This window comes from Rhizobium brockwellii, assembly GCF_000769405.2.
Taxonomy (GTDB): domain Bacteria; phylum Pseudomonadota; class Alphaproteobacteria; order Rhizobiales; family Rhizobiaceae; genus Rhizobium; species Rhizobium brockwellii.
Genome location: NZ_CP053439.1, coordinates 2,009,172 through 2,027,470 on the forward strand (window position 1 = coordinate 2,009,172; position 18,299 = coordinate 2,027,470).

General features: G+C 60.6%; 17 protein-coding genes, 1 tRNA gene and 1 pseudogene. 9 read left to right on the forward strand and 10 right to left on the reverse strand.

Features of this window, described 5'->3' with window-relative positions:
- Positions 1–150 precede the first annotated feature (150 nt).
- A complete protein-coding gene (locus RLCC275e_RS10115) occupies positions 151–939 on the forward strand; it encodes a sulfite exporter TauE/SafE family protein (protein WP_033182685.1) in 789 nt (262 codons plus the stop codon).
- A 39-nt stretch (positions 940–978) separates the two neighbouring features.
- Here the strand turns inward: RLCC275e_RS10115 and RLCC275e_RS10120 are convergent, their stop codons facing one another.
- The 4 genes from RLCC275e_RS10120 to RLCC275e_RS10135 all read right to left on the reverse strand — a co-directional run bounded on the left by RLCC275e_RS10120 (position 979) and on the right by RLCC275e_RS10135 (position 5,187).
- On the reverse strand, positions 979–2,004 hold the full coding sequence (locus RLCC275e_RS10120; RefSeq protein ID WP_033182686.1) for a DNA polymerase III subunit delta': 1,026 nt from the start codon (positions 2,002–2,004) through the stop codon (positions 979–981).
- A gap of 8 nt (positions 2,005–2,012) precedes the next feature.
- Positions 2,013–2,693 (reverse strand): dTMP kinase, encoded by a 681-nt coding sequence (tmk, locus tag RLCC275e_RS10125; RefSeq protein WP_033182687.1) that lies wholly within the window; start codon positions 2,691–2,693, stop codon positions 2,013–2,015.
- 134 nt (positions 2,694–2,827) lie between these two features.
- Positions 2,828–4,021 carry a D-alanyl-D-alanine carboxypeptidase family protein gene (locus RLCC275e_RS10130; protein ID WP_033182688.1) on the reverse strand — a complete coding sequence of 398 codons (1,194 nt, stop codon included), beginning with the start codon at positions 4,019–4,021 and terminating at the stop codon, positions 2,828–2,830.
- Positions 4,022–4,092: 71 nt separating this feature from the next.
- Positions 4,093–5,187, reverse strand: coding sequence for a septal ring lytic transglycosylase RlpA family protein (locus RLCC275e_RS10135; protein WP_033182689.1), 1,095 nt, complete (start codon positions 5,185–5,187; stop codon positions 4,093–4,095).
- A 402-nt stretch (positions 5,188–5,589) separates the two neighbouring features.
- On the opposite strand from RLCC275e_RS10135, the gene RLCC275e_RS10140 reads away from it, so the two are divergent.
- Positions 5,590–5,793: a hypothetical protein gene (locus RLCC275e_RS10140; protein ID WP_033182690.1), complete on the forward strand. Its 204-nt coding sequence runs from the start codon at positions 5,590–5,592 to the stop codon at positions 5,791–5,793.
- Positions 5,794–5,895: 102 nt separating this feature from the next.
- Here RLCC275e_RS10140 and RLCC275e_RS10145 read toward each other — a convergent pair whose 3' ends face one another.
- Complete coding sequence (locus RLCC275e_RS10145; RefSeq protein WP_033182691.1) at positions 5,896–6,222, reverse strand: GYD domain-containing protein; 327 nt, start codon at positions 6,220–6,222, stop codon at positions 5,896–5,898.
- A 214-nt stretch (positions 6,223–6,436) separates the two neighbouring features.
- Between RLCC275e_RS10145 and RLCC275e_RS10150 the strand changes: the two genes are divergently transcribed.
- The 3 genes from RLCC275e_RS10150 (at position 6,437) to RLCC275e_RS10160 (ending at position 9,019) form a co-directional block, all read left to right on the forward strand.
- Positions 6,437–7,612 carry a GGDEF domain-containing protein gene (locus RLCC275e_RS10150; RefSeq protein WP_033182692.1) on the forward strand — a complete coding sequence of 392 codons (1,176 nt, stop codon included), beginning with the start codon at positions 6,437–6,439 and terminating at the stop codon, positions 7,610–7,612.
- A 192-nt stretch (positions 7,613–7,804) separates the two neighbouring features.
- Positions 7,805–7,894, forward strand: a tRNA-Ser gene (locus RLCC275e_RS10155).
- Between the two features lie 399 nt (positions 7,895–8,293).
- The gene (locus RLCC275e_RS10160; protein WP_033182693.1) at positions 8,294–9,019 is read left to right on the forward strand and encodes a 3-keto-5-aminohexanoate cleavage protein; all 726 of its coding nucleotides are present in this window, start codon (positions 8,294–8,296) and stop codon (positions 9,017–9,019) included.
- 336 nt (positions 9,020–9,355) lie between these two features.
- Here the strand turns inward: RLCC275e_RS10160 and RLCC275e_RS10165 are convergent.
- A pseudogene (locus tag RLCC275e_RS10165) lies at positions 9,356–10,784 on the reverse strand (MFS transporter).
- Positions 10,785–10,927: 143 nt separating this feature from the next.
- Between RLCC275e_RS10165 and RLCC275e_RS10170 the strand changes: the two are divergent.
- Positions 10,928–11,821 carry a LysR family transcriptional regulator gene (locus RLCC275e_RS10170; protein WP_033182695.1) on the forward strand — a complete coding sequence of 298 codons (894 nt, stop codon included), beginning with the start codon at positions 10,928–10,930 and terminating at the stop codon, positions 11,819–11,821.
- A gap of 96 nt (positions 11,822–11,917) precedes the next feature.
- Positions 11,918–12,142 carry an alkylphosphonate utilization protein gene (locus RLCC275e_RS10175; RefSeq protein ID WP_033182696.1) on the forward strand — a complete coding sequence of 75 codons (225 nt, stop codon included), beginning with the start codon at positions 11,918–11,920 and terminating at the stop codon, positions 12,140–12,142.
- Positions 12,143–12,195: 53 nt separating this feature from the next.
- On the opposite strand, the gene RLCC275e_RS10180 is transcribed toward RLCC275e_RS10175, so the two are convergent.
- The 3 genes from RLCC275e_RS10180 to RLCC275e_RS10190 all read right to left on the reverse strand — a co-directional run bounded on the left by RLCC275e_RS10180 (position 12,196) and on the right by RLCC275e_RS10190 (position 14,649).
- Positions 12,196–13,023: a transglutaminase-like domain-containing protein gene (locus RLCC275e_RS10180; protein WP_033182697.1), complete on the reverse strand. Its 828-nt coding sequence runs from the start codon at positions 13,021–13,023 to the stop codon at positions 12,196–12,198.
- A 106-nt stretch (positions 13,024–13,129) separates the two neighbouring features.
- Entirely contained in the window at positions 13,130–14,002 is an 873-nt protein-coding gene (locus RLCC275e_RS10185; RefSeq protein ID WP_033182698.1) for a transglutaminase family protein, read from the reverse strand.
- Between the two features lie 491 nt (positions 14,003–14,493).
- Positions 14,494–14,649, reverse strand: a complete 156-nt coding sequence (locus RLCC275e_RS10190) for a hypothetical protein (protein ID WP_033182699.1) — start codon at positions 14,647–14,649, stop codon at positions 14,494–14,496.
- An 876-nt stretch (positions 14,650–15,525) separates the two neighbouring features.
- Here RLCC275e_RS10190 and RLCC275e_RS10195 point away from each other — a divergent pair.
- Positions 15,526–15,780: a GlsB/YeaQ/YmgE family stress response membrane protein gene (locus RLCC275e_RS10195; protein WP_033182700.1), complete on the forward strand. Its 255-nt coding sequence runs from the start codon at positions 15,526–15,528 to the stop codon at positions 15,778–15,780.
- A 117-nt stretch (positions 15,781–15,897) separates the two neighbouring features.
- Here the strand turns inward: RLCC275e_RS10195 and RLCC275e_RS10200 are convergent, their stop codons facing one another.
- A complete protein-coding gene (locus RLCC275e_RS10200; protein ID WP_033182776.1) occupies positions 15,898–16,179 on the reverse strand; it encodes a hypothetical protein in 282 nt (93 codons plus the stop codon).
- A gap of 219 nt (positions 16,180–16,398) precedes the next feature.
- Here RLCC275e_RS10200 and RLCC275e_RS10205 point away from each other — a divergent pair, with 219 nt between their 5' ends.
- Complete coding sequence (locus RLCC275e_RS10205; RefSeq protein ID WP_130668421.1) at positions 16,399–18,291, forward strand: peptidylprolyl isomerase; 1,893 nt, start codon at positions 16,399–16,401, stop codon at positions 18,289–18,291.
- Positions 18,292–18,299: the final 8 nt, after the last annotated feature.

Below are 18,299 nucleotides of genomic sequence, written 5' to 3' on the forward strand. Positions count from 1 at the left end.
GCCGTCGATGATTTCCGGGACGATGGGGCGTGAACTTGACTCAGCTTCTCGCCCGATCTACCCGTCTTGGGAAAGAGGACGGGACAAGAACGAAGTGCCAGTTTTTATCTGCCGGATTTGTCGTGGCCCCGCGCCGTCGGGGGCGCTTGTTTGACATTCGAGCCGCTCTATTCGCTTTCCGGCCTGTTCGTCGGCGCCCTCGTCGGCATCACTGGCGTTGGTGGCGGTTCGTTGATGACGCCCGTGCTGGTGCTGCTCTTCGGCGTCCATCCCGCCACCGCCGTCGGCACCGATCTTCTCTATGCGGCGATCACCAAGACGGCGGGTACAGCCGTTCACGGCATGCATGGGCGGATCAACTGGAAGATCGTCGGCAGCCTGGCCATCGGCAGCGTGCCGGCCGCCCTGCTGATGCTCTGGCTGTTGGCCGGCGTCGACCGCAAAAGCATCGGCGTCACCAATACCATCACCACGGCGCTCGGCTGGCTTCTCGTCATGACCGCGATCATGCTGGTCTTTCGTGGCCCGATCCTCGAATTGGCGCGCCGCGCCATCGGCGATCGAACGCCGCCGAAGCCGACAACCATCCTCGCGCTCACCGTCATTCTCGGATTCGTTCTCGGCGTCCTCGTCACCTTGACCTCGGTCGGCGCCGGCGCGCTGGGGGTGACGATCCTGCTGATCCTTTATCCCAGGCTCGATGTGCGCGAGATCGTCGGTTCCGATATCGTCCATGCGGTACCGCTGACCTTGATCGGCGGCACGGGCTATTGGCTGATCGGCGAGATCGACTGGCCGATGCTGTTTGCCCTGTTGATCGGCTCTATCCCCGGCATCATCATCGGAAGCCTTCTGGCGCCGAAACTGCACGAACGCACCATCCGCATTGTCCTTGCCGCCACGCTTGCTGTCGTCGCATTGAAGCTGCTGACCGGGTGATCAAGGCATGATGCCGAAAAGTGTCAGCGTTGACGCGCTTTAGAGGCCCGGCTGCTTGATATCGGCGAGGATGCTGATGATCGTCTGCTTGCGGTCGAGATTGTAGCCATCGGAAATGGTCAGCCGCTCGGTGATCTCGGAATAGAGCCGCGCCAGCCGCTCCGCCGCGGCGATCTGCCCCTCGCCGGCCGCCGCGCGGGCGCGGTTCATGATGTCGTCGCCGACATGGCTGACGAAGAAATCGAAGATCGTGTCGCTTTCCCGACCTGAAAGTGCGTCGGCCAGCCGATGCATTGCCTTGCGGGCTGTCGGTCCCTCGGCGGTAAGCATCTCGTCATAGGCAGCGATGATCTCGCCGCCGCCGTAGTTCAGGAGTTTCAGTGCCTCGCCGACGCTGCCCTTGGCGGCCGAAAGCACCGCCCCGCCTTCGCCTGATATGCCGAGATGGGCAAGGGCCGCGAAGAGTTCATCGTCGGCAAGCGGCGCCAGCTTCAGCGGCAGGCAGCGCGAGCGGATGGTCGGCAGCAGCCGTCCCGGCGCATGCGAGAGCACCAGGAACAGCGCCCGCTTCGGCGGCTCTTCCAGGATCTTCAGGATGGCGTTGGCCGCATTGCGGTTCATATCGTCGGCCGGATCGATGATGACGATCCGCCAGTTGCCGGTGCCAGAGGTCTGCGAGAAGAATTTGCCGGCGCGGCGCACCTCGTCGACGGTGATCGCCGATTTCACCTTGCCGGTCTTTTCATCCACCGGCCGGGCAAGGTGCAGCAGATTGTGCGAGGCGCCCGACGCGATCTGCCGGCTGACGGGAGAGGCAGGATCGGGATCGCCGATCGTCTCAGGCGCTGTCTCGGGATCGGGATGCGAGAGCACATGATTGGCAAAGCGGAAGGCGAGTGTCGCCTTGCCGATGCCCTGCGGCCCCTCGATCAGGATGGCGTGATGGCCCTTGCCGGACCGATAGGATTGCGCAAGGAATGCTTCCGCCTCCTTATGGCCGAACAGCCTGGTGTTTTCCCCTGGCCAGATGGCGCCGTCGAGCAGTCCGGGCCTTTCCTCACTCATAATGGGCTTCACTCATGATGGGCGGCTTCCGGCATTCGGGCACGGCCGGCGGGCGACAGCAGTTGTTGGACGATCGCCAGGATCTCGGCGGCGATTGCCTCCTCGCTCTGCATGGCGTTGACCACGTGGCAGCGCTCCGGTTCGCGCGCGGCGATATCGAGAAAGGCCTCGCGCCGTTTTTCGTGCGTTTCCAGCCGCTCCTTCTCGAAGCGATCGGGACCGTCGGCGGCGGCGCGCTTCTGCGCCCGCTCCAGCCCGACCTTGGCGGGGATGTCGAGAATCACGGTGCAATCCGGCATGACGCCGTTGATGGCGATGCGCTGCAGCGTCTCGATGAAATCGGGCCCGAGATTGCCGGTGATGCCCTGATAGACGCGGGAGGAATCCATGAAGCGGTCGCAAAGCACGACCTTGCCTGATGCAAGTGCCGGCCGGATCACCTCTTCGACATGGTCGTTGCGGGCCGCGGCAAAGAGGATCGCCTCCATCCGCGTGCCGAAGGCTTCGGCAGCCCCCGACAGCAGCACATGGCGCACGGCTTCGGCGCCCGGCGATCCGCCTGGTTCGCGCGTCATCAGCACGTCGTGACCTTCGCCCTTCAGCGCCTCGGCGAGGCGGCGGATCTGCGTGGATTTCCCAGCGCCTTCCCCGCCTTCAAACGTAACGAACAATCCCGTACCGGATGACAATGACAACTTCCCGCATTCCAGGCGCCGCACGCGCCTCGCTCCTTCTATCTATCTATCCGAAGATATCAGGGAGGAAAACCTTTCGCCGCGGCGACATATTCACCTTTCCCGGCAATTTGCGTTGGAAACAGCTGTCAGACGGGTGCGGGCTTGTCCCAGAGCCAGGAGAAGAACAGCGATTCGCCGAGTTCCAGCATGGCGTCGACCGCCCGGCTGCTGAGCGAACCCTCGCCGACCGCCTGCACGGTATAAAGCGGCACTTCTCTGAGCAGCCGGCTGCCGGCGAAAATCCTCAGCGTCCCTGCCTGGATATCTGGCTTGACCGGCGCCGTCAGCGGCCAGCGATAGATGATGCGCGCCGACAGCCGGTCGGGATTGCTGATCGGGATATAGACGCTGACCGGTGCCTTGGCGACGAGATCGACGGTACGCGCCGTGCCGCCATAGACGCTGGCAGCACCAATCACTTCCTTCTCGCCGAAGATCTGCCGGTTCTCGAAGGCCGTCAGGCCCCATTCGAGTACGCGTTTGGCTTCCTCTGTCCGCTCCTTGTCGGAGGCAATGCCGGCAAGCGCCACAAACAGCCGCCGGCCGTCACGCTCAACCGAAGCGACGATCGAATAGCCCTCGCCCTCGGTAAAGCCTGTTGCAAGCCCGTCGGCGCCGAGATCGAGCCCGAGCAGCGGGTTGCGATTGCGCTGGAAGATCTTGTTCCACTCGAAATCCGGTTGCGCAAAATAGGGATAGAGGGTCGGATAGGATTGCTGAAGGGCGGCGGCGAGCGTCACCATCTCGCGTGCCGTCACCTTGCTCTTGCCATCAGGAAGGCCGGTGGAGTTGCCAAACTCTGCCTTCTCCATGCCGAGCTCACGAGCACGCCGTGTCATCGACACGGCAAATTGCTGCTCGCTTCCGGCCATGCCCTCGGCGAGGATGATGCAGCTGTCATTGGCGCCCTGGATGGCGACGCCCTTGATCAGGTCCTCGACGCGCACGCGCGATTTGAGGCCGGCAAACATCGTTGCCGTCCGCGACGGCGCGCCGCCCGTCCGCCAGGCATATTCGGAAACGGGATATTCGGTGTCGAGCGTGATCTGGCCCTTGGTCACCGCCTCGAAGACGAGATCCATCGTCATCAGCTTGGCAAGCGAAGCCGGCGAAAAGCTCTGGTCCTCGTTCTTGGCGAGAAGCACCGTGCCGGTGGCAGCCTCGATCATATAGGCCTGCGCCGCCTTGGTGGCGAAGCCGGCGGCACCGCCATCGGCTGCAAAGGCGCCGGTGGCGAACGGCATCAGGCATGCAAGCAGGCGAAGCGCGGGCTTCAGCATCGCAATTTCCATTTATGGAGCGGCGTATGTCGGGAGGTTAGAGCGAGGGGGAATTCGATGCAATGCCATGCTCAGCGGGCGGCGGACTTTGCGTGCTGGCGCTTGGCCGATGCAAGGATGGACTCTTGCGTCAGCCCGTCATTGCGAACCATCACGGCGTCGAAGGCGAGATCGACGGTCACCGTCTTCACCTCTTCGTTCTGGTAGCCGAGCGCCAGCGAATTCTGGGGCCGCTCATAGGGCATCGGACCGATTTCCGGCAGCACGACCATCTGGTCCATGGCCTGCGCGCCATTGTTGAAGGACGGCGCTGATGGCGCCACCAGAACATGGGCAGCCGGTGCCACAGCGGGTGCTGCATTGTAGCGTGCGCTCGGCGTCGAGCCGGCATAAGAAGTGGCCGACCTCGGTACCGGCACGTTGTCCGGCGTCTCGTAATCCTCCGAACTCTGCAGCTGGTCGCGGCTGATCTTGCGGCTGTTGGAGGCGACCATCACGCCGGTTGCAATCTGGCCTTCCGGATTGACGCCGGGAATACGGCTGCCCTTCGGCGCGTAGGAGGCCATCAGATAGGGCATGTCGTGGCCGTCCATGCGGGCGCGGCCGACATATTGCACGCGCACCTTGCCGGTGCCGCTGTGCTGCAGATCCAGCATGTCGGCCGTCTTGTTGGAAAGGTCGATGATCCGGCCTTCGTGATAGGGACCGCGATCGTTGACGCGCACGATGACGGAGGAACCGCTTTCGAGATTGGTGACGCGCGCATAGCTCGGGAGCGGGAAAGTCGGATGCGCGGCGGAAAGATGCATCTGGTCGTACACTTCGCCGTTCGCCGTCAGGCGCCCGTGAAAGGCCGAACCATACCAGGAGGCGACGCCGACCTTGTTATAGGCGAAATCTTCCTTCGGATAATACCACTTGCCCTTCACCTCGTAAGGGTTGCCGACGATGTAGCGGCCGCCGCCCTTGGGGATATTGTTGCCGGTGGCGACTCGCGGGCTCGCCTTCACGCCATATTCGGATTCGGAGAAGTACTCTTTGCCGTGGGATTTTTTCTTCGGCACCGCCTGTGTCGTGCCGCACGCCGCAACCGTCGCACACATCGCCGAGATCGCCAGCCACCGTGCTGTCGTTGCGAAAGACGCCGCCCCGTAATCCAGTTTCATATGCCCCACGCCGCTCAAAGATCGTTATGGTTAAGGAACCTTGCCCCATCTTGGGCCAACAACGCCTTATTCCCACCCGCCTAACGAGGCTTTAATCTTGCTAAGTTCGTGGCAAATTTACGAACGATTTCGCAGCGATAGCGACAATTCTAATGATTATGGTTTATAAATCACTAACGAAAGCGCTTTCCGCCTGCCCTTCCGCCGCCGCAATGAGGCCCGAAATCATCGTGCCGAAGCGGGGCATATGGTGAACATCCGGCGCTTCCGGACACCCCAAAGCTCCATGTTGAAACATGGCCCGCGCGCATCTAATGCGCGGCAGCGGGGCGGCGCTTCCTTCTGTATGGGAACGAATTGTCCGCCACGGACTTTGAAGTTTTAGACCTTTGGAGGATCACCATGAACGATGAAACCATTATGCAGCTCGAGACAGTCAGCCAGCAGTTGCATGCCCGATCTCGCGCGCTTTCCCAGCCAGATAACGACAATGACGTAGCAATCCTGATGTCAGCACTCGCCGTGACGATGGAGGCAGTTCGATCTCTCAGCGAGGATATGAACCAACTCAACGGCCCGAGGGGCCTGGGATCTGACGGAAGTTAGATGTCTCATGTCTCCGGCGCAGTTCAAAGAGAGCTTGCGCCGGAAACGAGACACGCGCGAAACACTCATCGTCGACATGGATAGGAAGCAGTAGGCCGCCACCTATGCTGCCGGTGGACGATATCGAATCGACTTCGCTTTTTCCAAGGCTTCGATCGTATCCTCGACGCTGAGGAGGACAGTGGTCTCCATGGAGCTGAGCGCGCCTCCTGCACCGATAGCAAGCGCGACTGCCGCCATCGATACGTTGTCAGGCGCCTCCCACAGATTCCAACCATCATGCTCGCCGAAGGCGTACCAGAACCCATGGAGCTTTCCGCCCACGGATTCAATGTAACTACCTGCCGCCTCTCGGCGATCCTCGGGGGTTTCGATCATCCGTGCCCAGGTCTCGGGCGTGTAGCTGAAGCGCGTGAGATACATGGCCATGGTTTGTTTCCTCCGCCAGAACAAAACAGTTAACGCTCAAGTCGGGGAGAACGCGAGTCATTTCCAATATATGGAACGGGCTCCCAACGGTCTCGGTCGGCAGTCTCCAGAAGAGCAGCGAGTTCCGCCGTCAGAAGGTCGCGCGGCGTTCATCGAAAAGTAGATTTTAGCCGCTATTCGGAAGCCGCTTCTCATCTCACATCGGATTCCGGCGATGGATCTTGCGACAGTCCTTCTTCTACACAAGTCTTCCTTCATCGTTGGAGCGATCTGCTTCTTTTACGTGAGATGGCGTTCTGGATCGACGCCAGGGCTCGGCGTACTTGCCCTCGGTTTCTCTTTAATGGCGATCGCCTCGACGCTCGCCGGTTTAGATGAGAGCCTTCACATGTCCAGTGATGCCAGGACGTTCTGGAGCTTTTCGCTGGGTGCCAATGGCTACGGGCTGATGGCAGTTGGGCTTTTCGGCCTCAGCCGGCGTCAAAACTCTCTACGAGACTGGTGGCCGTTGCTCCTGCCCATCGTCCTGACGCTGAGTGCGACGATCACGCCATGGTATTTGAACAATGGGTTGAGAGCATCCGTATTCAATGGCAGCGCCACCATCCTGCTTGCCTTGTCAGGTTTCGTGATCGCCCGCGACTTCTTCCGCGAGCGTCTTACAGCACGGCTCGGCCTTTCCGCCTCAATATGGGTGGCGACGTCTCTCTCTGCTTTGGTCGTCGTTGGTTTCATCTTTCCAGACGATGCGCCTCTTCCCCCGCGCTACGCATTCTTTCTGCTGATCATCTGTCACTTTGCAGTGGCTCTGTTCGTGCTCGTCCTCGTCCAGGAAAGAGCCGAAGAAAAGCTTATCAGACTTGCAAATACCGATATGCTGACCGGCATTCCCAACCGGCAGCATTTCTTCAATTCCCTTCCGAAGGTCCTCGGCGCTGGGGACGCCTTCGTCCTCATCGATATCGACTTTTTCAAGCGTGTTAACGATATGTACGGACACGACAAAGGCGATGTCGTTCTCATAAATGTGGCCCGGACGATTGCTCAGAGTGTCCCCCCTTCCTGTGCGTTCGGTCGGCTGGGCGGCGAGGAGTTCAGCCTCTTTCTTCGCGGCCAAACGCAATCCTCTGCTTTTGCGGTCGCTGAGCAGATACGCGAGGCTGTCAACGCCGTGAGCCTTGTCTTCGAAGGAAATCAGATCACACCTTCCGTCAGTGCAGGTGTGGCACTTTGGGAAGCGGGTCTGACCGAACAAAACGTCCAGAAGCGTGCAGATCAGGCGCTCTATTTTGCCAAAAACAAGGGTCGCAACAGGGTTGAGCTGTTCAGCAGCATCGGGTTGACCAGCAGCTCACCTTCGCTGGAACTGCGATCGGCTCGCGCGGGCTGAGGAACAGCTGAAGATCGGCCCAGCTCGAGCTATTCGCCCGTCACAACGGAGATGCCGGCAAATGCTGAAGAGCAAGTTGACGCTGCTATCAAAGCTGCTAAAAAGCCAGCCATCGAGTGATTGGGTAGCAAATCGGCTGCAATGTCCGGTTGGTAGAAATCAACACAATGTTGATGACCTTTTCAATCAGATGGAAGAGTGTCCGAGTGGTTTAAGGAACCGGTCTTGAAAACCGGCGTGCGGGAAACCGTACCGTGGGTTCGAATCCCACCTCTTCCGCCATATGTCGTTTTCCGAAAATTGCGAGTTTGCACGAGATCCAACCGTCAGGAAGGTTGGTCTTCCCTGAGGGCAATAAATGAGTTTCACGCCTGCTCCTTTGCGTCGACAATGAGATGATGTAGATGCTGCCGTAGGACGCGACCGCCATTAACTTAAGAATGGGGTCGGGCGGCAGATTGACGTCACGTCGCTGCCACGAGATCACGTGGCCGTCCTCCGGTCGGCATGCGCGCAGCTTGACCCTGCACGAGTGCAGCAGTCGCCTATCTCGACTGATTTGATATTATTGGGCCGCAACGGCAAGGGAAGTGACTTTGTTTGGCAGCGCCCCTAGGTCTTCAGGTTTCCAATTTGGTATGCCGGGTGCTTAAGCGGCACAACAAGCGCGAGGCTCGTTTTATGATCGTTCAAGCTTGCATCAACGGCGCGCGGTCGAGCGATTTCCATCCCCGTCTTCCCCTGACGATCGATGCCATGGTGCGTGATGCCACGGCTTCGGTTGCTGCCGGCGCTGCGGAGCTCCACGTCCATCCGCGCGAAGCCGATGGCAGGGAGAGCCTTGTCGCCGTCGACGACGCGGTTGGCGCAATCCGCCGTGTCTGTCCGGGAACGCTGATCGGCGTTTCAACCGGCGCCTGGATCGAAGGCGATCGGGAGAAAACGCGGGAAGCCATCCGCCGCTGGCGCGTTCTGCCGGATTATGCCTCGGTGAACCTCTCGGAAGACGATGCGCCCGGTATCATGCAGCTGCTGCGGCAGAAGGGTGTCGGCATCGAGGTCGGACTGGCATCGGTCGCCGATGTGGAGCGCTACATCGGCCTCGATGATCATGAGCGGGTCTTTCGCGTGCTCATCGAGCTCGATGACGAACAGGATTTGCAGCGCGCATGCGATATCGCGGACGGCATCATCAACGTGCTCAGGGATAGCCGGGTCAAGCGGCCCATTCTTCTGCACGGTTTCGACGAGACCGTCTGGCCCTTCGTCAGGATGGCGCGCGAGCGGCGCTACTCCACCCGCATCGGCCTGGAAGATGGCAAGCACCTCCCGGGTGGGACGATTGCGAACGACAATGCCGCGCTGGTCACGGCGGCCGTTGCGATCTTCCGTGGCCACTCGAACTGATCCCTATACGTGGGCGCCCTGTATCTCTTCGGCGCCATCGAGGCCGGTATCGTCAAGGCGCAGAATGTTTCGAAAATATGGGCTCGGCGAAGTCGATGTTTCGCCGGACAGCCCTCACGAGAAGTACGAATATATCAGGACGCCGACAGAACCCCAGAAGATTAGAGGCGTCAGTATCATCCCCGCAACGAACATTTTAGTCACAGCAAAACTCCGAACACCTCCACGCATGTCGAAGCTACCTATTGCATCGACGGAAAGTTCCTATGGGCACGAAGTCCGGGATGGATCGGACCTTGGTCGGGGGTTCGCTGGCGCTGCAGATCAGTGCCGGGCTCAACTCTCCCCGAGCGCTCGGCGGCGGCGGTAAGTCCCGAGCGCAATAGCGAGCGCGACGATAATCAGTGCTGCCGCGACGGCGAAGGTGATCTGCATGCCTGAGGCAACGGCTTCGGGATGCGCCACAGCGACATCGGATGTTCCCGAGGCAAGCGCGAAGACGGCGCCCATCATGGATGCGCCGGTAATCAGCCCGAGATTGCGCGACAGGTTGAGCATGCCGGAGATGACGCCCCGCTGGTCGGGACGGACATCCGCCATGACAGCGGTGTTGTTGGCCGCCTGGAACAGTTGATAGCCGGGCGTCAGCATGGCGATGGCGGTGATGTAGCCTGATATCCCGGGAAGCAGGGCCATGGCGATGGAGCCTGCCGTCATGGCGACGAGCCCTGCGACAACCACGAAGGACGTGTCCAGACGGTCGACCAGGCGGCCGGCCGGGACCCCGCTCAAGATGGAGATGACGGGGCCGATCGACATGACGATGCCGACGAGAGCCTGATTGAGCCCGAGCGCTTGGGAAAGGTAGAATGGCGCCACCACTAGCGTCGCCATCATCACGGTCGAAACCAGTGCGTTCATCGCCAGGCTGGCGCTGAGCACGGGATTGCGGAACACCGTCAACTGGATCAGCGGCGATGTCGCTCTCGCCTCGGCGAAGACGAAGAAACCGATGCCGAAGCACGGCAAACGAGAGCAGAGCGATGTTGAGCAGGCCAAAGCGGCCGTGCCCGATCGTCATCGCCAGCGCATAGGCCGAGAGCGTCAGCGCAAGCAGCAGCGTGCCCGCCATGTCGAAGCCCTTCCGATCCGTCTTCCCCTTGCTGATATCGGCAGGCAGGTGGCGATAGGCGAGAACGAAGGTCAGAATGCCGAGCGGCACGTTGACGAGAAAGATTGCCGGCCAGCCGAGCCCGGCGATCAGCAGGCCGCCGAGCGAAGGCCCAAGAGCGGTGCCGATCGCTGACATCGTTCCGAGCAGCCCCATGGCGCTCCCTGTCTTCGCCTTCGGCACGGTTTCGCCGACAAAGGCCATGGTGAGCGCCATCATGATGGCCGCACCCAGACCCTGCACAGCGCGCGCGGCAATCATCAGCCATAGTGTCGGCGCGACGCCGCAGAGGATCGAGGCCAGCGTGAAGAGCAGGATGCCGATGAGCAGCAGCCGACGGCGGCCGGTGATGTCGCCGAGCCGTCCGACGCTGACGATCAGGGTGGTGATGGCAAGCAGATAGGCGAGAACGATCCACTGCACATCCTGGAAGGGTGCGTCGAACGCCTGCGCCAAGCTCGGCAGGCCGACATTGGCGATGCTGGTGCCGAGTGATGGCAGCAACATGGAGAGGGAAAGACTGGCAAGCGCCCATCGTATGGAGGGTGCTTGCTCGGCGACTGTTTCGCCTCGCGCTGCAATGATCGATTTCACCCGTGAACTCCGTTTTCTCTTAGCTCCCCGAATGGAACTGATGAAAAACTAGTCCTCTGCTTGATATGGCGAAAGGCGCATGATTTGCACTTCATTCATGCGTTTGGCGCCACATCAGCATGAAACCGTGTTATGGCTGATGCATGTCGACACCCGATCTCAACCTGCTGGTCACCCTCGATGTGCTGCTTGCCGAGGGCGGCGTTGCGCGTGCGGCGCAACGGCTGCGGCTCAGCCCGTCGGCGATGAGCCGGGCCTTAGCGCGATTGCGCGAGACGACCGGCGATCCGCTGTTGGTTCGCGCCGGCCGCGGCCTCGTCCCAACGCCGCGCGCGCTTGAACTGCGCGAGCGGGTTGCCCGGCTTGTCGAGGATGCACAGGCGGTTCTGCGTCCTGCCGAGGCGCTTGATCTTGAACGGCTGGTCCGGACGTTCACGCTGCGCACCAGCGAAGGCTTTGCCGAGAGCTTCGGGCCTGATCTCATCGCTCGCCTCGGCCGACAAGCGCCCGGCGTGCGGCTACGCTTCGTGCAGAAACCGGACAAGGACAGCAGCCCGCTTCGCGATGGGACCGTCGATCTGGAAACCGGCGTCGTCAGCGAGAGGACCGGTCCGGAGGTGCGGGCGCAGGCCTTGTTCCGGGATCGTTTCATCGGTGTCGTGCGCTTGGGGCATCCGCTTTGCGAGCGCGAGATGACGCCCTCCCGGTATGCGGCCGGCCGGCACATCACTGTCTCGCGGCGCGGGCTCGACAAGGGACCGATCGATGAAGCCTTGAACGCGCTCGGGCTGGAACGGCAGATCGCCACCATCGTCAGCGGTTTTTCCACCGCGCTGGCGCTCGCCCGCGTCTCCGATCTGATCGCCAGCGTGCCGGAACGACATACGGGAGCCTTACGCCAGGGAATGCATAGTTTCCCCCTCCCCGTCCCGACGCAGGAGATCACGGTCTCATTGCTCTGGCACCCCAGGATGGAGGCCGATCCAGCACATCGCTGGCTGCGCGGCTGCGTTCGGGATGCCTGCGCGGCGGTGTGATTGAAGGGCCGCCTACGGGCCGAAGGTCAGGCCGACTGATCGTTGACTATTCCAAGCCAACATGATTTTCCGTCCGGATCATCAAGGGAAGACATCATGGCCGACGACATCATCGTAAAGGACAGCAACGGAATCCAGCTTCACGATGGCGATTCCGTGACGCTGATCAAGGATCTCAAGGTCAAGGGAACCTCGGAGACGCTCAAGGGTGGAACGCTGGTCAAGGGCATTCGCCTGACGGACAATCCAGGCGAGATCGAGTGCAGCACCAAGCAGGTTAAAGGCCTCGTGCTGAAAACCGAGTTTTTGAAGAAGGCATAGGATCTGCCTCGCCCGCGATGCTCGGTGTCGACGCATCGGAAGGCCGCAGCCGATCAATCGGCTTTCCCCGCCTCCTGCGGCACTTCCTCGGTGGTCACCTCGAAACGGGAGAGTGTTGCCGGGCCGAAGGCCGTCGACATGGCGACGTCGGTGGCGTCGCGGCCGGTTCCCATCAGAATCCGGCCGATGCGCGGCGTGTTGTGGCGGGCATCGACCGTATGCCAGTGGCCGCCGAGAAAGACCTCGAACCAGGCGCTGAAATCCATCGGATTGGGATCGATCGGGACGCCGATATCGCCGAGATAGCCGGTGCAATATCGTGCCGGGATATTCATGCATCGGCAAAGTGCGATGGCGAGATGGGCAAAGTCGCGGCAGACGCCCGCCTTGTCGGTGAAGCCGCCATGTGCGGTCCTGAGCACGTCGGCCTTCAGGTAATCGAAGGTGATGTGATCATGGACGAAATCGCAGATCGCCTGGACACGCGCCCAGCCGAGCGGCGTCGACGAGAACCTGGCCCAGGCGAAATCTGCAAGCCTGTCGGTGTCGCAATAACGGCTGCCGAGCAGGAAGACCAGCACATCGTCCGGCAGATCATTGATCGCGTGCTGAACGGCATCGTCGGGAACGATGTCGGGTTGGCCGCTGTCATAGATCTCGAATTCCGTCGAGATCGTCGTCCGCCCCGGCGGGGCGACGATCCGGCTGCAGGCGTTGCCGAACACATCAGTATAGCTCCAGGCCTCGATGGGCTGGTCGAATGTCAGGATCTGATCGCTGAGAAGATCGGCACGACGGGAGGGATGGATATTGAGGACGAGCAGCATCGGCGTTGGCTGCATGCATTCGTAGCCCAGATTAAACCCGGCGCGTATCTTCATTGTGGCTTCCTTGTCGCGTCTCCGCTTTGGCAGCGGTGAGTAGAGAACGCTGATCGCGCTACCCGGTTCCCACAGGATCGGGACTGTCACCACGCGGCTATCCAGATTACCTCGTGGTGACGTTGACCTGCACCGTCATGCTGTCGAAATCCTTCCCATCCCCATCATAGCTGCCGCTCAACGGGACTGCCTGGCGCGGATCGCGGGCAACCGCGACACGAATGAGATCGCGGTTGCCGACGATGCCGTTGGTCGGATCGAACTCCGTCCAGCCAGCGCCTGGAAGATAGATCTGGCACCATGCATGCGTGGAACCGCCGCCGAGCACGGTGGAACCGTCCCGGTCGGGAACATAGACATAGCCCGTAACGAACCGCGCCGCGAGACCGAGGATGCGTGCCGCCTCCATCATCAGCAGCGCGAAATCCCGGCAGGTGCCGGAGCGAAGCTGCAAGGTCTGCACCGGCGTCTGCGTTCCATGTTCCTGGCGCCGCGCATAGACGAAGCTTTCCCGAATGGCGTAGCAGAGCGTCATCAGCAGGTGCCCGGTCTCCGTCGGACGCCCTTGGCGCAGGAATTGGCGCGCCCAGCGTCCGACCTCGTCGTTCGGGTCGGGATAATGGCGCTGCATTGCCGGCGTCAGATCGGCGATCTCGTCCTTGTCGTAGGAGAATGGATAGGTCAGGGCCGCGTCGTCGACCTTGAGATCCAGGGCGACCTGCGGCGTATGATCGAGCGTGATCCAGGTTTCGAAACGAAGTTCGGACGCCGGCCTCGAAAAATCGACGAGCGCCACGCAATTGCCGAAAACATCGTGGATCCAGCGCACACGACTTTCCTCAGGATAGATCGTCAACGACGCTTCCATCAGCCGCTGGTCGAAACTGTCACGCGGCCGGAACATCAAGCGATGCTCGCCGAATTCGACCTCCCTGACGTAACGATAGGACGTGATGTGGCGGACAGAGAAAATCGTCATAAGCCGCCGTCGAATCTGTTCACTTTGCTGCTCCAAGGCGGCAACGCCACCTCTCCTCTGCGGAAGCGCCCTGCCGGCCTTCCCGCTCATCCTGATTTCTTGTCATATAAGCACGTTCGAAAGATTGCTATTGTATCTTCACCGATCGGCGGCAGGGCCGTCCAACCTAAGAGGATAACATGCATATCATCTGGGACGTTCTGACGCTTCTGCTGACAATCGGCTCGCTCTATGGCGGTCGCGAATACCGGATTATTCGCGCTCGTGCCCGCGCTCAGAACTGGGGCAACTTCTGACCTGATCCCGATATCCCTGATTCGATTTAGAATTACGGTCGCATCGGATCGTTGTCGGCGCTGTTACGTCGAATGACGTAAAGCCATGCCTTTAAGAAAATGCTTTATTAGTTGAGGCGGAGTCTATCCGTCCATTCTCCCTGTTATTCTAAGCCCGCCTCACCCCAGGCGGGCTTTTTTATTCCATCGGCTGCGTCACTTCTTGGCGCCGGCGGAAAGCACCCGATGAGTTGCGTTGTCCATGGCGTGGCTCGCTTCCTGTCCATCCTTCTTCAGCCCGTATGCGGTATTGCCGCAGCCCGAAAGTGTCAGCAGGCAGATGCAGGCGATGGCGATTGAAGCTTTTGACATCAAGTGTTTTCCCCGGATTGGATGGCGTTTCAGAGCATGATGCCAAAAGTTTCAGCCGTTTGGGACGACACCATGCTCTAACTCTCAATTTGGAACAGGATTTTAGGCTGACTGGGCCTAAAATCATCCCGTTCTAGAGAAGATGACGAATTCTTCGTCAAAATCAATCCGCAGGTAACTGGCGGCATGGAACCCCGCGACGCCGCAGGCGTTAATGGGAGCTATCCAAACCGGGGTTAACGACATGGATTATCAGATTGCCTTCGCCGCAACGGTCGCAACGGCGTCTTTCCTCTTCTACATGCTGATCGTTCATCGAACCTGATTGCCCGCCAGCGGCTGTGATTACTGGAATAGCGCCGACCGTTTCCGGCCCGCTTTTCTGCGATCCGTAGAGATTGCATCTTCGGGTGCAACTGCTTCTGTAGCCAATGTGGGCGAGGTGTCGCAGACCGGAAGGCCTGGCGCGCAAAGATCGTAGATGATCGTCAGCTGACACGGCAAGGCTGCAGAAGAAACGTTTCGTCACCCGCAAGTATTACGACAACAGTGAATGTATTGAATTTTAATTAATTGCCAGCTTTAACTATCCGTTAACAATATTGTTGCGCTCCGTCAGCTTCCGCTTATGCTTTACGCAAAACGGGAGAGGAAAGATGTTTAGCAAAAGCTTGATTATGCCGTTCAGCTTCGCAATGCTCGCCATAGCTGGCCTCCTGTTCCAGATTGCCGCCCACGCGCTCTACTCTCCGGTCACCATGTTGCAGCCGTGAGTCACATAAGTTGTTGAACCTGCAAGCAATCTCAGTAACTGGGAGTGGAACTTCCTCTCGTTTCGTGCATTCTGTGACTCGTTTTGCCAGGAGGGAGATAACCATGGAAAGCGCAGGCGTGGGTTGGATTGCAGCCATCATTATCGGCGGTGTCGCTGGATGGCTGGCGGAAAAGGCTATGAGCAGTAGCATGGGCTTGCTCATGAACATATTGCTCGGCATCGTCGGCGCTATCGTCGCCAACTGGATCTTGGGTCTTTTGCACATCCAGCCGCTCGCCGGTTGGCTGGGTTATCTGATAACCGGTTTCGTGGGTGCCTGCATCTTGATCGCCATCGGGCGCGTCATCCGCCGCTGACTTGGTCGCGCCAGCTGAGCCCGGTCGCGTCAGCTGGCCGGTTCCTTTTGCTGACGGATGCAAACACTAAAAGCCGGGCGTTCATAGCGCCCGGCTTTTTTCATTCTAGATTCCCGTTCAGCGACGGCTGAGCAGGCCGAACACGTAGGCAATGCCTGCGGTCACGGCGAGTGCCACGAGCGGTTCTTCGCGTACCTTGTCGCGCAGTCGTTCCGTCATCACCGAAGCCTCGTCGGTCACCGCCGACTTCGCCCCCTGCCCCAGCGCGACCACGCTTTCCGTCAGCCGGGAGAGATCGTTGCGAAGGGCTGCGACCTGCGCCGACAGATCCTCTGCTGCTATATCAGCCTTGACGCGCGCAGCGGTGGATTCGGCGGAAGCGGTTTTCAATTCTGCCATGGTCTGCTCCTGTTTCATGGGATGCCGCTTCAACGAAATGGCGGCCCGAAAGGTTCCGCCGCAACCGATCTTTTGTTCACCGCAAAGCCGTAGCGGCTGAGCGCCCGCCTTGTGCAGCTTTTCGCACGACAAACCCTTCATTTCCTGTCGGGTTTGTTTTAAGGAACGTCGAATGTCCGCCCGCGCGCGGGTCAATGATACTGCGAGGTTTGCGTTTCTATGTTCCACATCCTGAGAAGAGCTGCTCAGACCTGGGTCGCCAAGCTGCTGATGCTTCTGCTCGTCGCGTCCTTCGGCATCTGGGGCGTCTCCCGGTCGCTGATAACTGGCAGCAACAGCACCACGGTCGTGACCGTCGGCGATCAGCATGTGGACGTCAACGAATTCCACCTCGCCTATCAGCGCCAGGTGGCAAGCGTCAGCCAGCAGTTCGGCACGCGCCTCACCCCCGAGCAGGCCCGCGCCTTCGGCATCGAGCAGCAGGTGCTTGCTCAGCTCGTCGCCGGCGCCTCGCTCGACCAACTCGCCGAAGACATGAACCTCGGCCTGTCGCAGGATCGCCTCGCCCAGCTGATCGCCGACGATCCGGCTTTCAAGGCCGTCAACGGCCAGTTCGACCGCGAGCTTTTCGTCTCGCGTCTTCGCAATGCCGGCATCCGCCAGGACGATTACATCAAGGAGCGCAGCAAGGTCGCTGTCCGCAGCCAGGTGGTCGATGCCATCTCCAACGGTTTCACGGCCCCGAAGACGCTGGTCGATGCCCTGAAGCTCTACGGCGATGAAAGCCGCAGTATCGACTACCTCCTGCTGACCAACGCCAATATCGAGCCAATCAAGGCGCCCGCCGACGACGTGCTGGCGACATGGTTCGATGGCGTCAAGCAGCGCTACCGGGCGCCCGAATACCGCAAGCTCGTTTATCTCAAGCTGCAGCCCGCAGATATCGCCGATGCCGCGACCGTCACCGACGACCAGATCCACGAAGCGTTCGACAAGAGCAAGGATACCTATCGCACGCCGGAAAGCCGCACCATCGAACAGCTGACCTTCACCAGCAAGGATCTTGCCACCGCCGCCGAAACGGCGCTGAAGAGCGGCACCAGCTTCGACCAGCTGGTTTCCGACCAGGGCAAGACGGCAAGCGACGTGCTGCTCGGCGAATTCACCAAGGACAAGGTTCCCGACCAGGCCGTCGCCGATGCGGCCTTTGCGGTTTCGCGCGATGGCGGCACGACGCCTGTCGTCGATGGCTCCTTCGGCCCCGTCATCCTGCGCGTCACCAACATCAAGCCGGAAACGACGAAGAATTTCGACGAGGTGAAGGAGGATATCCGCAAGCAGTTGGCGCTCTCCAACGCCTCTCAGGAAGTGATCAACGTTCACGATCGCATCGAGGATCTGCGCGCGGGCGGTTCGACGCTCGAGGATATTGCCGGCCAGCTGAAGCTCACCGCCGTGGCCGTCGACGCCGTCGATATGACCGGCGCCGACAAGGACGGCAAGGAGGTCAAGGATCTCCCCGCCAAGCAGCAGCTGCTCGGCGAAGCCTTCAAGACCGAGGTCGGCGTCGATGCGCCGCCGCTGCCGATCGGCAACGACGGCTATGTCTGGTTCAACGTCCGCGAAATCACGCCGGATCGCGAGCGCCCGGTGGCCGAGGTGCACGAAAAGGCCGTCGAAGACTGGACGGCGGAGCAGCAGAAGGCCGAGCTCGCCAAGAAAGCCGGTGAATTGAAGGCCGAAGCGGCCAAGGGCACGGCACTTGCCGATATCGCGACACCGCTCGGCATCGCCGTCGAGAGCAAGAGCGGCGTCACCCGCTCCACCGATGATGCGGTCCTCGGCCGGGCCGGCATCACCGCCGCCTTCTCCGGCCCCGTCGACACGGTCGCAAGTGCTGTCGGCGCCGATCCGTCGACGCAGATCCTGCTGAAGGTCACCGAGGTCAACACCCAACCGACCGGCGATGTGCTGAACAACCGCGATGCCCAGATCACCGCCATGGCCAATGCCGCCGGCGATGATATTCTCGATCAGATGGTCAACCTGCTGCAGACGCAGTATGGCGCGCAGATCAACCAGACGCTCGCCGAACAGGCGACGGTCCGCTAGGAGGCTTT

Bases quoted from the DNA above. Each gene is read 5' to 3' on its own strand.
- RLCC275e_RS10135 (WP_033182689.1), bottom strand. From the start codon at position 5,187: ATGAAACTGGATTACGGGGCGGCGTCTTTCGCAACGACAGCACGGTGG.
- RLCC275e_RS10195 (WP_033182700.1), top strand. From the start codon at position 15,526: ATGGAAAGCGCAGGCGTGGGTTGGATTGCAGCCATCATTATCGGCGGT.
- RLCC275e_RS10145 (WP_033182691.1), bottom strand. From the start codon at position 6,222: ATGGCCATGTATCTCACGCGCTTCAGCTACACGCCCGAGACCTGGGCA.
- RLCC275e_RS10190 (WP_033182699.1), bottom strand. From the start codon at position 14,649: ATGTCAAAAGCTTCAATCGCCATCGCCTGCATCTGCCTGCTGACACTT.
- RLCC275e_RS10185 (WP_033182698.1), bottom strand. From the start codon at position 14,002: ATGACGATTTTCTCTGTCCGCCACATCACGTCCTATCGTTACGTCAGG.
- RLCC275e_RS10160 (WP_033182693.1), top strand. From the start codon at position 8,294: ATGATCGTTCAAGCTTGCATCAACGGCGCGCGGTCGAGCGATTTCCAT.
- RLCC275e_RS10180 (WP_033182697.1), bottom strand. From the start codon at position 13,023: ATGAAGATACGCGCCGGGTTTAATCTGGGCTACGAATGCATGCAGCCA.
- RLCC275e_RS10170 (WP_033182695.1), top strand. From the start codon at position 10,928: ATGTCGACACCCGATCTCAACCTGCTGGTCACCCTCGATGTGCTGCTT.
- RLCC275e_RS10140 (WP_033182690.1), top strand. From the start codon at position 5,590: ATGAACGATGAAACCATTATGCAGCTCGAGACAGTCAGCCAGCAGTTG.
- RLCC275e_RS10200 (WP_033182776.1), bottom strand. From the start codon at position 16,179: ATGGCAGAATTGAAAACCGCTTCCGCCGAATCCACCGCTGCGCGCGTC.
- RLCC275e_RS10120 (WP_033182686.1), bottom strand. From the start codon at position 2,004: ATGAGTGAGGAAAGGCCCGGACTGCTCGACGGCGCCATCTGGCCAGGG.
- RLCC275e_RS10175 (WP_033182696.1), top strand. From the start codon at position 11,918: ATGGCCGACGACATCATCGTAAAGGACAGCAACGGAATCCAGCTTCAC.
- RLCC275e_RS10205 (WP_130668421.1), top strand. From the start codon at position 16,399: ATGTTCCACATCCTGAGAAGAGCTGCTCAGACCTGGGTCGCCAAGCTG.
- RLCC275e_RS10130 (WP_033182688.1), bottom strand. From the start codon at position 4,021: ATGCTGAAGCCCGCGCTTCGCCTGCTTGCATGCCTGATGCCGTTCGCC.
- RLCC275e_RS10150 (WP_033182692.1), top strand. From the start codon at position 6,437: ATGGATCTTGCGACAGTCCTTCTTCTACACAAGTCTTCCTTCATCGTT.